The organism is Hansschlegelia beijingensis, assembly GCF_045505405.1.
Lineage (GTDB): Bacteria > Pseudomonadota > Alphaproteobacteria > Rhizobiales > Methylopilaceae > Methylopila > Methylopila beijingensis_A.
On the sequence record NZ_JBJKEX010000074.1, the window covers coordinates 1 to 11,888 of the forward strand.

Sequence of the window (11,888 nt, forward strand, 5' to 3'; positions counted from 1 at the left end):
GATGTCTTCGGAGAGGATCGCCTGCAGGACCGGGTCGCACCGGATGTGGCCTGCCTCGGCCAGCCGCTTCATGAACAATGGAACACCACGGCGGGCTTGCCGGGCGCCTGGATGCTGCCGCCGTCGATCGGATCGAGGCCGGAGAGCGCCCGCAGCAGGGTGGTCTTGCCGCAGCCGCTTTCGCCGAGCAGGGCGACGAACTCGCCGCGGTCGATGACGAGGTCGAGCCCGTCGATGACGGTGCGCTCGCCGTAGCGACGGACGAGGCGCCGGACGATGACGGCCGCGCTCATCGACCGCCGCCCCCGAAGTTCGGATGCCAGCGCAACAGCCGCCGCTCGAGCAGCCGCGCGATCCAGTCCGAGCCCGCGCCGATCAGCGCGTAGATCACGATCGTCAGCACGATCACGTCGGTGCGCAGGAACTCGCGCGCGTCCATCGCGAGGAAGCCGAGACCCGCCTGCGCGCCGACCGTCTCGGCCACCACGAGCGCGAGCCAGGCGACCGCGAGCGCGTAGCGCAGGCCCGTCAGGATCGAGGGCAGGGCGCCGGGCAGCACGATCCGACGGATCGTGGTCCAGTGAGAGAGGCACTGGACGCGGCCGAGCTCCAGCAGCTTCGGATCGACCTGCCGGATGCCGAGCACGGTGTTCACGTAGATCGGAAACAGCACGCCGAGCGACACGAGGAAGATCTTCTGTCCCTCGCCCACGCCGAACCAGATGATGGTCAGCGGCAGCGCGGCCAGGAACGGCACGGCGCGCACCATCTGCACGCTCCGGTCGATCGCTGCCTCCGCGACGCGCGAGAAGCCGACCGCCACCCCGAGCGTGAAGCCGAGCAGCCCGCCGATGGCGAAGCCGGTCGCCGCGCGCGCCAGGCTGACGGCGAGATCGTTGAACAGGCTGCCTGTGGAGGCGAGCTTGACCGCGGTCGCGGCCACCTTGCTGGGCGCGGGAAGGACCTGCGGCGCGACATAGCCGGAGCGGCAGAGGGTCTCCCAGACGACGAGCAGGATCAGCGGCGCCGCCCACGAGAGCGCGAACAGCCACGATCCCGAGGGGACCCGGCGCGGCGCGCGAGGCTTCGCGAGCGGCGCGCGGGCCGGCGCGAAGCGGCCCGCCGGGTTGATCTCGGCGACGCTCATTTCGCCCCCGAAACCACAGGGGCGAGCGGCGCAGCCCTGCCGACCCGCGGGAAGACCTCCTCCGCGAAACGCCGCATTTCGGCGCGCAGCGGCTGGAACTGGAGCATGAACAGCTCCACGCCGGCCTGATGGAACGCCCAGATGCGCTCGGCCACCTGATCGTAGGAGCCGACGAGCCCGGCCGCGGTTCCCCCGTTGGTGCCCACGAAGGCATGCTTCGCCATCGTCTGCAGCATCACGACCTTGCTGTCGGCGTGCGCTCGCTGGGCCGCCTTGTCAGGCCGGTCGAGTTCGGCGAGCGCGACCAGTCGGCGGTGCTCCGCCTGCGCTTCGGCCTCGGTCTCGCGCGCGATCACGAAAGCCGCGAGTCCGAAGCGCAGTCCGGCGCCGCGGCGCGGTCGAGCCTTCACGTCCTGGATGAGAGACGCGACCGCGGGAAGCGGCTGCCCGTTGATGAACCAGACGTCGCTCTGCGCCGCCGCGAGGTCCCGCGCCGGCTCCGATTCCCCGCCCAGATAGATGCGGGGGCGGGGCCGGAAGCGCCCCGCCGGCGCCAGCCTGTAGCCCTCGACCGTGAAGTGCCTGCCGCGATGGTCCACCGTCTCCCCGCGCAGGAGCCGCTCGACGATGGACAGCCACTCGGCGCCATAGGCGTAGCGTTCGTCATGCTCGAGGAAGGGGAGCCCGGCCCTTTCGAACTCCGCCCTGTTCCAGGCGTTGACCAGGTTCAGGGCGAAGCGGCCGCGGGAGATCTCCTCGATCTGCAGCGCCATCTTGGCCAGCACCACAGGATGGTAGAGCGCCGGCTTGATGGCCGCGATGATCTCGATCCGGCTCGTCACCGCCGCAAGCGCGGCGGACGAAGCCCAGGCCTCCAGCTGATCGCGCTCCGCGGAGTGCGGGTTGGCGGTGTGCTGGGCGACGAGCGTGGAGTCGTAGCCGAGCGCCTCGGCCTCTAGCACCGTCGCGCGGTTGTGCTCCCACGAGGCGTCATAGGGTTCGGCCGGATCCTGCGCGGCTGCGCGGGGCCCGTGCACCGGGGCCCAAATTCCGAAACGGATAAACGACATGAAAGCTCCCCGACTGCGATCTCGGACGCAGTCTAGGAGCGGCTTCGGCCATTAGTCTATCAAAAATATCGAATTAGTTTACTGAACCACACGCGACGTGCAGAACCTCTAGAAGCTCTTGGGGGCTGACTGCTCCCGACGATGGCTCGCTGGTCGACGTGCCTCAGAGCGCGCACGCGCGGCCGGGACGCGCCGCCGACGCGCGGCGCGGTTCGAAACTGCGCGAGCTCGCGTGTGGGCCTGACGGCGTTGGCGACAGACGCAGACGTCGCGAAGGGCCGCCGTCGTCAGCTCGAGACGATGAGCTCGATCGGCGTCGGCCGGAAACCGGCGGCAGGATTGTTCTGTTGCGGGCAGTTGGAGATCACGACGAGCACCGGCATTTCCGCCCTGAGCGTCACGAAGTCTCCGGGCTTCGATACGCCCTCGACGATGTTGAGCGCGCCATCCTCGTCGAACTTCACGCGCATGAAGAAGTTGATGTTCGAAACGATCTCCGACGGCCCCATCGCCCAGCGCGAGAGCTCCGCGATGAAGTTCGTCCGGCAGCTTTCCGTCTTGGTCACGCCATACCGGACCTTGTCGATCTCACAGCTGCAGCAACCCGCAAGCGTGTCGTGGTAACCGCAGGTGTCCTCGACCACCGTGAACATGACCCTGGCGTGATCGGAATAGATCTTGTCGCCCTTGGTCACATAGAGCGACTTGTTGAGCTTGACGGTGTTCGGAATATTGATCCGATCGAGCGGGAGATCGGCGCTGTAGCACAGAAAGTCCACAGCCTGCCGCCCCTCGAGATCGACCATCGTGAGGTGCTGTCCTGGCTCCAGCCGGCGCGACCAGGGCTGCTTCGCGGCCAGGACCTCCCGGTGGACGATCGTTGTGCCTTTCGGCAGCGAAAGCGTGCTCATGCGGAGTCCTCGAAAGTTGAATCGCCAGGACTATAGGCTCTGGCGGCGGGCCCGGGGCGGCGGCGCAGCGAAGGCCGTCGCGGTCTGCGACGCGATCGTCGCTTTGCGGCGGTCGGCCAATTCTGCGCCGACGTCTGGCTGAGTCGCGCCGAACCCTGATCGGCCATCCCGGCTTTGTGACCTGCTAGCCATGGGGTCGCCGGAACGGAGGCGCCGAAGCGTCGTTGCTTCCCGAAAGGAAGGCTCATGGCTTCGACCGAGAAAAACCCTGGCCTGCTGCTGGAGGGCGAGGACGCGAGCTGCGGCTCGGCGAGCGCCGCCGTCGACGAGTCCGTGGGCTGAACGGCATGCCGTCCCTGATCAGTGAAGACCCGGCCACTGGCGCGCGCCGCCGTCCGGGCCGGGCGGCGCGACCGCATGACGTCGCCTCGGCCACGGGCGCGTCCCGCCTTAGCATCGACTTGTCCGATGGACAGGCGTTGACCGGCTACGAAGCCGGGAGCGGACCGGATGCGGTGCTCATCCACGGAACGCTCGTCACCTCCGAGGAGATGGGCGCGAGCCTTCTCGGCCCCTTCGCCCGCCGCTTTCGCACTGTCGCGTTCGACCGGCCGGGCCACGGCGCCAGCACCCGTCCGACCGGGCAGGGGGCTCTCTCCCAGCAGGCGCGGTTCGTGCAGGAGGGAATAGACAAGCTCGGTCTGCGGCGGCCGGTTCTGGTCGGACACTCGATCGGCGGCTCCCTCGCGCTTCAGCTCGCTCTCGACGCGCCCGAGCGTTATGCGGGCGTGGTCGTGATCGGTCCGCTGGTTTTCCCCGAGCCGCGGCTCGAGCCGGTTCTGTTCGGCCCCCGCGCGCTGGCGCGTCTCGGAACGCGTCTTGGAGGAAGTCGGGGGTTCATGGGCGGGCCCGGCCTCGACGCGGCCTCCCTGCCCTTGCTGTGGCGCGCGATCTTCCTTCCGCAACATGCGCCTGCGGAGTTCAGCCGGCTCATGGATTTCGAAGCGGTCGGGAGCGACGCCGGCATCGCTTCGGTGGGCGAGGATTCCCTGGCGATCTGGAGCGATCTCACGCTCAACCTCTTCCGATACCGGAAGCTGACCTGCCCGGTTGAGATCGTGTGCGGCGAGATGGACATCGTCGTGAACCCCGCGCTGCACGGCCGCGCGCTCTCACGGCTGGCGCCGCGGGCGAGCTTCACCTCCGTGCCCGGCGTCGGCCACATGGTTCACCACTTCGAACCCGGGCTGATCCTGGAGAAGGCGCTACGGGTGAGCGCAGCCCCGGCATAGAGGGCCGCGGCGGCGCATTGACGCGCGTCTGCTCAACAGCTGCAGGCAGGCCGCGGCAGTGACCAGTGTTATGAGGGCCGGCCCGCTCGCGTTTTTGTCAAAGCTGGATCGGCCGGGAAACCGGGAACAAGCGCCGCCCCCGTGGCGTTACGGCCCGCAGGCCGGGGCGGCTTCGCCGCGGCACAGGAGCGAATACGTATGATTGATCTGACCATCAACGGCCAGCCGCGGCGCTATGAGGGCGACCCGGCCATGCCGCTGCTTTGGTATTTGCGCGACGAACTCGGGCTTACCGGAACGAAATTCGGCTGCGGAATCGCGGCGTGCGGCGCCTGCACCATTCACCTCGACGGCAAGGCCGCGAGAGGATGCGTCACGCCGGTGTCGGCCGCGGCCGGCAAGAAGGTCACCACGATCGAGGGCCTGTCTCCCGACGGGAACCATCCGGTCCAGGTGGCGTGGCGGGAGCTGAACGTCTCCCAGTGCGGATACTGCCAGCCGGGGCAGATGATGCAGGCGGCCTCCCTGCTCAGCGAGAAGCCGCAGCCGAGCGATGACGACATCGATCAGGAGATGTACGGCAACCTCTGCCGCTGCGGGACCTACCCGCGCATCCGCAACGCGATAAAGCACGCGGCCAAGAGCGTGCGGCCATGACGGTGGCTCGGAACCCGGGCGTGTCGGTCGAGGCCGCGCGGAGCGCTCTCAATCCGGACGTCAGCCGCCGTGCCGCCCTCGGCGGCGCGCTCGCGTTGATCATCTCCGCGTCGCTGCCGTCGGGCGTGCTCGCGAAGGAAGACGAGCCGCTGAAATTCGGGCGCGACGCCATGCCGAATGGCTGGCGGGACGATCCGCGAGTCTTCGTGGCGATCGACCCGGAGGGGATCGTCACCGTGACCTGCCACCGCTCCGAAATGGGGCAGGGGGTGCGCACCTCGATCGCCATGGTGGTCGCCGAGGAGTTGGGCGCGGACTGGTCGAAGGTTCGCGTCGCCCAGGCTTGGGGCGATGAGACGGTTTTCGGCAATCAGGACACGGACGGGTCGCGCTCGCTCCGTCACTTCTTCATGCCTCTGCGCCGGGCTGGCGCGGCCGCCCGGACGATGCTCGAGCAGGCGGCGGCGGCCGAATGGGGCGTGCCGGCGAGCGAGGTGGTCGCGGGCGACCAGATGGTCAGGCACGAGCCGTCGGGCCGGAAGGAGAACTGGGGCCGCTTCGCCGAGCGCGCGTCGAAGCTGCCGCTGCCCGATCCGGCCTCGCTGAAGCTCCGGGCGCCCGCCGATTTTCGCTACATCGGAAAGGGCGAGATCGGGCTGATCGACAACCACGATTTCACCACTGGCAAGGCGCATTACGGGATCGACGTTCGTCTCGATGGGCTGCTCTATGCGGTCATCGCGCGTCCGCCCGTGTTCCGCGGCCGGGTGAAGAAGTTCGACGCCTCCGCGGCCATGAAGGTTCCGGGCGTTCTCAAGGTCTTCGAGATCGAGCCGTCTCCGCCGCCCACCGAGTTCAACCCGTTGGGCGGGGTGGCGGTCGTCGCGCGCAACACCTGGGCGGCGATCAAGGGGCGCGAGGCGCTGAAGATCGAGTGGGACGACGGCCCGAACGCGTCCTATGACTCGGCGGCGTTCCGGACCGCGCTCGAGGAATCGGCCCGCAAGCCCGGCAAAACGGTCCGCGCCGACGGCGACGTGGACGCGGCGCTCGCCGGCGCCAAACAGCGGGTGGTGGCCGAATATTACGTTCCGCACCTGGCCCAGGCGCCCATGGAGCCTCCGGTCGCGACGGCTCGCGCCACGGACAAATCCTGCGAGGTCTGGACCTGCACCCAGGCGCCGCAGGCGACGCGCGCCAATGTCGCCAAGCGCCTCGGTCTCAAGCTGGACGACGTCCGGGTGAACGTGACGCTTCTGGGCGGCGGCTTCGGGCGCAAGTCCAAGCCGGACTACGTGGTGGAGGCGGCGCTGTGCAGCCGGGCGATGGACGGCGCGCCGGTGAAGCTCACATGGACCCGGGAAGACGACCTCAGTCACAGCTACTACCACACCGTCTCGGTCGAGCGGATCGAGGCCGCGCTGGACGAACGCGGCTTCCCGACCGGCTGGCTCCACCGCAGCGTGGCCCCGACGATCGGGTCCACCTATGTCGAGGGAGCGAAGAACGAGCTGCCGTTCGAGCTCGGCATGGGGCTCGTCAACTTGCCGTTCGCAATCCCGAACGTCCGGATCGAGAACCCCGAAGCGCCTGCGCATGTGAGGATCGGCTGGTTCCGGTCGGTGTCGAACATCCCGCACGCCTTCGCGATCCAGTCGTTCGCCGCCGAGCTCGCACACGCCGCCGGGCGCGACCCGAAGGACTATCTGCTGGAACTCATCGGCCCCGACCGGATCCTGGACGCGGCCGCGCTGGGCGACGTCTGGAACTATGGCGAGGACCCGGCTGTCTATCGCCTCGACACGGGTCGGCTGAAGCGCACGATCGAAGCGGCGGCTGCGGGCATCGGCTGGGGCCGCAAGCTCGGCGAGGGCAGGGGTCTCGGCATCGCGGGCCACTACAGCTTCGTGACCTACACGGCGGTCGCGGCCGAGGTCGAGGTCAAGGACGGCGAGATCGCGGTGCGGCAGGTCGACATAGCGGTCGACTGCGGTCCTCAGGTGAACCCGGAGCGGATCCGCTCCCAGATGGAGGGCGCCGTCATCATGGGGATGGGTCTCGGGCTCAGCGCCGAGATCAGCTTCAAGGATGGCCGCTCCGAGCAGCGAAACTTCGACGGCTACGATCTGACCCGCATCGACGCCTCGCCGAAGGTGCTGAACGTTCATCTGCTGCCGTCGGGCGACTATGACGGTCCGCTCGGGGGCGTCGGAGAACCGGGCGTTCCTCCGGTCGCGCCCGCGATCGCCAACGCCGTGTTCGCGGCGACAGGCAAGCGCATCCGCGGGCTTCCGCTCAACAAGCATTTTGGAGCGTGAGGTCATGAAGATGCGTCGATGCGCCTACGCGCTCGTGGCCTGCGCCGCGATTTCCGCCTCACCCGCTTGGGCGCAGCCCTGCCAGGACAGGATCGCCGCGCTGGAGCCGCGCCTCGTCGACGAGGGGCGGGCCGCGATATCCGCCTCCACCAGCGGCAAGGAGACAGGCGCCCGCAGGGAAGCCAAGGCCGTGGACGGGAAGCCGTCGGCGGCAGCGGGCGGCGAAACCCAGGGAGAGCGCGCGGCTGAAGAGGCCGCGGGCGGAGGGGACGGTGTCCTGCAGGCCAAGGCCAAGGTGAACGAGGCCCGGATCGCCTCGCAGGACGGTGACGAGAACCGCTGCGCCGCGTTGGTGGCGGAAGCCGAGCGGTTGCTTGAACCTCGGCCCTAGCCTGAACCACGGAAGGGTCGCCGGGAGGCCGGTCGTCATGCGGGCGACCGGTCTCAGGCTTATCGCTGGCGGCCGGACATCCGCCTCCCGATGAGGCGGCGCGCGCGGAGCGCCCTAGGCGCCATGGGCGGGGTGGTCCTCGCCCTCGCCTTCCTCGCCGTCTCGGCGTGGAGTTGCCTGGCCTTGTGGCATCAGACGGGGGGCGACGGCCTCTGGCGCCTAGCCGCGGTCGTCGCCTGGGCCGCGCTGCTTGTGTTCTTGGCCTGGCTTGCATGGCGCCGGACGAGGCTCGGGCTGATCCTGATCGTGGCGGCCTTTGCGGCCTTCGGCGCCTGGTGGCTGTCGATCGAGCCCCGGCTGGACCGCGACTGGGCGCCGGACGTCGCGCGCACCGTCACGGGGCGCGTCGACGGCGACGTGGTCACCCTTGAGAACGTCCGGGACTTCGCGTGGCGCGACGCCGCCCATGCCGAGGAGAGGTGGAAGACCGAGCGATACGATCTCTCGCAGCTGACGGAGACCGACGTCATCCTCTCCTACTGGGGCATGGAGGCGATCGCCCACACCCTGGTGAGCTTCGGGTTCTCGGATGGCCGGCGCGTCGTGTTCTCGATCGAGATACGCAGGGAGAAGAACGAGGAGTTCTCCTCCGTCGCGGGCTTCTTCAAAACTTATGAGCTCGCGCTGATCGCGGCCGAAGAGCGGGACATTCTGTACCTGCGCACCAACGCACGCGGCGAGCGCACCTACCTCTATCCGCTGAGACTGCCGAAACCGGCCGCGGCGGCGCTGTTCCGGACCTATGTGGAGACGGGAAACGCCCTGGCGCGGAACCCGGAATTCTACAATACCCTCACGGCCAACTGCACCACCGTGGCGTTCGATCTCGCCCGGCTGATCGAGCCGGGAATTCCGTCGGACTGGCGCATTCTTCTATCCGGCTACCTGCCGGGCTACCTGGCCGACCAGGGGGTGCTGCTGTGGAACATGCCGCTGGACTCGCTGCGGCGGCGCGCGGAGATCAGCACCAGGGCGAAGGCCGCCCCGCCCGGGGCCGACTATTCCGAGGCGATCCGTCGCGAGCCCTGATCGGAAGGCGTCGCCTGAGGCGGAGCCCGTCGAGCCGCGGGGTGCGATTTCAGGAGGACGACTTCAAAGCGCGCCAGGCCGCGAAGGGTCGCCGATCTACATGGGGCAAGAGCACGGCCTAGATGATGCGGCTGCCGCCGGCGCCCTGAGCGGGCGGTCAGGCGCGCTCGACCTTTCCATCCGTCTGTTCGGAGCAAACATGTGCGCGCATTGATCGTCGTCGCCCATCCCGATCCGGGCTCACCGACGCACGCGGTCGCGACGACCATCGCCAACGCCGTGAAGGCGGCGGGGGCGGGCCATGAGGCGAGCATCGCCGACCTCGCGGCGGAAGGCTTCGACCCGCGGCACAAGGCGGACGACCTGGCCTTCTTCAGAGGCGAGGCCAAGGCTCCGGCCGACGTTCTGGCCGAACAGGCGCGGATCGACCGTGCGGACGCTCTTGTTCTCGTGTTTCCCGTCCACTGGTGGTCGATGCCCGCGCAGATGAAGGGCTGGATCGACCGCGTGTTCACAGGCGGTTGGGCCTTCAACGAGCGGCCCGACGGATCGATCGAGAAGATGCTGGGACGGCTCGCCGTCCATGTGGTCGCCATCGGCGGGGCCGATGAGGGGGTCTACGATCGGCACGGCTACGCCGAAGCGATGCGGACGCAGATAGACCACGGCATCTTCGGCTATTGCGGCGCGCGCGTCCGAACCTCGGACCTGCTCACCCCTTCAGGAGAGCCGTTCCTGGATCGCGCCGAAAGCATCGGTCGAGCCGTTGTCAGCGGTTGAGGGCCTGACTGGCGGATTGATGATGATCGAGGGAGCGCCCGCAATGCCAGGAGAATGATGGCGCCGCGTGCAGGGATCGAACCCGCGACCCCCTAATCACAGATCGCCCGACAAAATAGGCTGATCAACGTCTATTCCGACATCTTATCGGTCCGTTTTACCCGGCGAGGAGAATTGCCCAAGGGTTCATGTGCGGATCGCCGTTTCGGCTCGGCCTGCGACGCTCATAATGCGCCCGCCGGTCGTGGCGCGTTGAACATAATCCTGCGGCTACTGGATCAGTAGTCGAGCAGCACCGCAGGCGGGCCGCACAGTTGCTGAACTCACTCTGGAGCAAAGCAATTGGCGGTGATTCGGGCGAACGGGCCAACCTGATCGACCTGCGCGATCACCGCGAGCGCGCGTCACCGGCGATCCGCAACGGCGTCTCGGCCATCTACAGACTGAAATGGAAGGTTCATGAACATCAATGACGTTTCGGAGCCTGCAACGCGCATGCTCCAGATGATCACCGGTTACTGGGTGACGCAGATTGTTCATGGGGCTGCGGTGGCCGAATACGCCGAACACCTGCAGACGCGCCCGGCGACTGCGGAGGAGCTCGCCGCGCTTGCCGGCATGGACGCGTCGGCGGTGTTCCGACATCTGCGGGCCTGCGCGAGCCTCGGGCTTGTCGGCTTCGACGGCGAAAGGTTTGCCACAACTCCACTGCTCGACACATTGCGACGGGATCATCCTCAGTCGATGCGCGGGTTTGCATTGTCGCAGCCGGCAGCGGGCCATTGGCTGCCGTGGGGGCGCTTTGCCGAGGCGCTCCGCTCAGGGCGTCCGCAGACGGTTCCTGCATTGGGCGCAGGCATCTTCGAGTATTTCGGGCGAACGCCGTCCGAGGCGACTTCATTCACGGAATCGATGGAGGGCCTGACAGCGCTTGTGGCCAGCGAGGCCGCACGCGTTCTCGACACGACCGGGGTTGATCGGGTCGTGGACGTCGGAGGCGCAAGCGGCGCTCTTCTGGCGCCGCTCCTGCAAGCCAATTCTTCCTTGAAAGCGACGTTGTTCGATCTGCAGAACGTAATCGACGGTCACGCCTTCTCCAACGTGCCGGATCAAATCCGCGGCCGGATCGACAAGGTCGGAGGGGATTTCTTCACGAGCGTCCCTTCGGCGGACCTCTACCTTCTGAAGTGGATCCTCCACGATTGGGACGACGATGAGTGCATCACTATTCTGCGCAACTGCCGTAACGCGATTGCGCCGGGTGGCCGGGTGGCGATCCTGGAACTCGTGTTGGGCGAGGTGGGCGAGGCAAGTCTCGCACCGCTCATGGACCTGAACATGCTGGTCATGTTGACCGGGCGCGAGCGTTCTCTGGCTGAATATCGCGACCTTCTGGTGAAAGCGGGATTCGGCGATGTGGCGATCACACACACCCAGTCTCCGATGGCGATCATCACCGCCCGACCTTCAGCCTGACGGGAAGAACTTTCGAGCATCAAGACGCCGCTCCAGGCTGGAATGGGTGGCCTAAGTATTTTCCATCGATATCAATAGTCGCCGTGAGGTTCCCGCGCGCTATCTTCGTCGATGTAGAGATGCAGGCGAAAAACGTTATTTAGATTTACTAGGAAGCGTCGCAAATCAGCTGTGCTTTGCGAAAAGGTCTTGCTGGGCTTGGCTGGCCGAGCCGCTATCCCAGTCGACCTCACGTTTGGACAGCGGGATGTGCCCCCGGCGACTCTCATTGTCGTAAAAGAGGGTGCCGTGGATGCCGAGCGCATCGCGCTTCAGGATTGGGGGCTCCCAGAGCGGCGTCAACACGGCCCCCGCAGTTTCTTTCCCGAGCCGGTCGATCAAGTCTTCGACCAACTCCATGTCGCGCCCGTTCGGGAAAATCGCCCCGAACTCTTCCGCTGTCGCCTGGAACACGCTGAGGTGGCATTTGCAGCACTGTCGATGATCTGGGATGTTCTTCATGATCGCGGTTTTGCCACTGACAGTGGACATCGGCAATCGAACCTACCTCACAGCGCCTATGAGCGGGTCTCAGGGACGGCCCCGAAGATTCCCTCCAGACCTCGGTCCCAATACGGCCGCCGCCCGAATCGCTGGGCAAGCCAGTCGATCATGACCCGGACCTTCGGCGCGAGCTCGCGCGAACTCGGATAGAGCGCCCAAAGGGATTGGGTCGAGATGAGCGGATAATCGGGCAGGATCGGCACGAGGGCGCCGG

Annotated in this window: 12 protein-coding genes and 2 pseudogenes; 8 read left to right on the forward strand and 6 right to left on the reverse strand. The window is 67.3% G+C overall.

All coding sequences use genetic code 11. From position 1 onward, the window contains the following. Positions 1-80: 80 nt before the first annotated feature. The 4 genes and pseudogenes from ACIKT0_RS07015 to ACIKT0_RS07030 all read right to left on the reverse strand — a co-directional run. Positions 81-293 (reverse strand): annotated as a pseudogene (locus tag ACIKT0_RS07015) (ATP-binding cassette domain-containing protein); the annotation flags it as partial. Then, positions 290-1,147: an ABC transporter permease subunit gene (locus ACIKT0_RS07020; protein WP_407104650.1), complete on the reverse strand. Its 858-nt coding sequence runs from the start codon at positions 1,145-1,147 to the stop codon at positions 290-292. The pseudogene ACIKT0_RS07015 and the gene ACIKT0_RS07020, both read right to left, overlap by 4 nt. Continuing rightward, positions 1,144-2,217: an LLM class flavin-dependent oxidoreductase gene (locus ACIKT0_RS07025; RefSeq protein ID WP_407104651.1), complete on the reverse strand. Its 1,074-nt coding sequence runs from the start codon at positions 2,215-2,217 to the stop codon at positions 1,144-1,146. The genes ACIKT0_RS07020 and ACIKT0_RS07025 overlap by 4 nt, the downstream gene beginning before the upstream one ends. 287 nt (positions 2,218-2,504) lie before the next feature. Beyond that, complete coding sequence (locus ACIKT0_RS07030; protein WP_407104652.1) at positions 2,505-3,128, reverse strand: DUF1989 domain-containing protein; 624 nt, start codon at positions 3,126-3,128, stop codon at positions 2,505-2,507. A 479-nt stretch (positions 3,129-3,607) separates the two neighbouring features. Between ACIKT0_RS07030 and ACIKT0_RS07035 the strand changes: the two genes are divergently transcribed. The 8 genes from ACIKT0_RS07035 (at position 3,608) to ACIKT0_RS07070 (ending at position 11,131) form a co-directional block, all read left to right on the forward strand. Then, entirely contained in the window at positions 3,608-4,420 is an 813-nt protein-coding gene (locus ACIKT0_RS07035; RefSeq protein WP_407104653.1) for an alpha/beta fold hydrolase, read from the forward strand. A gap of 198 nt (positions 4,421-4,618) precedes the next feature. Continuing rightward, complete coding sequence (locus ACIKT0_RS07040; protein ID WP_407104654.1) at positions 4,619-5,077, forward strand: (2Fe-2S)-binding protein; 459 nt, start codon at positions 4,619-4,621, stop codon at positions 5,075-5,077. Next, positions 5,074-7,395 carry a molybdopterin cofactor-binding domain-containing protein gene (locus ACIKT0_RS07045; RefSeq protein ID WP_407104655.1) on the forward strand — a complete coding sequence of 774 codons (2,322 nt, stop codon included), beginning with the start codon at positions 5,074-5,076 and terminating at the stop codon, positions 7,393-7,395. Before ACIKT0_RS07040 ends, ACIKT0_RS07045 begins: the two co-directional genes overlap by 4 nt. A gap of 4 nt (positions 7,396-7,399) precedes the next feature. Further along, positions 7,400-7,786: a hypothetical protein gene (locus tag ACIKT0_RS07050; protein WP_407104656.1), complete on the forward strand. Its 387-nt coding sequence runs from the start codon at positions 7,400-7,402 to the stop codon at positions 7,784-7,786. 123 nt (positions 7,787-7,909) lie between these two features. Continuing rightward, positions 7,910-8,875 (forward strand): Lnb N-terminal periplasmic domain-containing protein, encoded by a 966-nt coding sequence (locus ACIKT0_RS07055; protein ID WP_407104657.1) that lies wholly within the window; start codon positions 7,910-7,912, stop codon positions 8,873-8,875. Positions 8,876-9,076: 201 nt separating this feature from the next. Beyond that, positions 9,077-9,655, forward strand: a complete 579-nt coding sequence (locus ACIKT0_RS07060; protein WP_407104658.1) for an NAD(P)H-dependent oxidoreductase — start codon at positions 9,077-9,079, stop codon at positions 9,653-9,655. A 314-nt stretch (positions 9,656-9,969) separates the two neighbouring features. Beyond that, a complete protein-coding gene (locus ACIKT0_RS07065) occupies positions 9,970-10,128 on the forward strand; it encodes a hypothetical protein (RefSeq protein WP_407104659.1) in 159 nt (52 codons plus the stop codon). Continuing rightward, positions 10,115-11,131, forward strand: a complete 1,017-nt coding sequence (locus tag ACIKT0_RS07070; RefSeq protein ID WP_407104661.1) for a methyltransferase — start codon at positions 10,115-10,117, stop codon at positions 11,129-11,131. The genes ACIKT0_RS07065 and ACIKT0_RS07070 overlap by 14 nt, the downstream gene beginning before the upstream one ends. 165 nt (positions 11,132-11,296) lie before the next feature. Here the strand turns inward: ACIKT0_RS07070 and ACIKT0_RS07075 are convergent, their stop codons facing one another. Further along, positions 11,297-11,662 carry a hypothetical protein gene (locus tag ACIKT0_RS07075; RefSeq protein WP_407104662.1) on the reverse strand — a complete coding sequence of 122 codons (366 nt, stop codon included), beginning with the start codon at positions 11,660-11,662 and terminating at the stop codon, positions 11,297-11,299. Positions 11,663-11,688: 26 nt separating this feature from the next. Next, positions 11,689-11,888, reverse strand: a pseudogene (locus tag ACIKT0_RS07080) (LysR family transcriptional regulator); the annotation flags it as partial.

Excerpts from the sequence above, each read along its gene's own strand:
- ACIKT0_RS07045 (WP_407104655.1), top strand. The coding sequence starts at position 5,074 with ATGACGGTGGCTCGGAACCCGGGCGTGTCGGTCGAGGCCGCGCGGAGC.
- ACIKT0_RS07050 (WP_407104656.1), top strand. The coding sequence starts at position 7,400 with ATGAAGATGCGTCGATGCGCCTACGCGCTCGTGGCCTGCGCCGCGATT.
- ACIKT0_RS07055 (WP_407104657.1), top strand. The coding sequence starts at position 7,910 with ATGGGCGGGGTGGTCCTCGCCCTCGCCTTCCTCGCCGTCTCGGCGTGG.
- ACIKT0_RS07030 (WP_407104652.1), bottom strand. The coding sequence starts at position 3,128 with ATGAGCACGCTTTCGCTGCCGAAAGGCACAACGATCGTCCACCGGGAG.
- ACIKT0_RS07040 (WP_407104654.1), top strand. The coding sequence starts at position 4,619 with ATGATTGATCTGACCATCAACGGCCAGCCGCGGCGCTATGAGGGCGAC.
- ACIKT0_RS07020 (WP_407104650.1), bottom strand. The coding sequence starts at position 1,147 with ATGAGCGTCGCCGAGATCAACCCGGCGGGCCGCTTCGCGCCGGCCCGC.
- ACIKT0_RS07075 (WP_407104662.1), bottom strand. The coding sequence starts at position 11,662 with ATGTCCACTGTCAGTGGCAAAACCGCGATCATGAAGAACATCCCAGAT.
- ACIKT0_RS07025 (WP_407104651.1), bottom strand. The coding sequence starts at position 2,217 with ATGTCGTTTATCCGTTTCGGAATTTGGGCCCCGGTGCACGGGCCCCGC.
- ACIKT0_RS07070 (WP_407104661.1), top strand. The coding sequence starts at position 10,115 with ATGAACATCAATGACGTTTCGGAGCCTGCAACGCGCATGCTCCAGATG.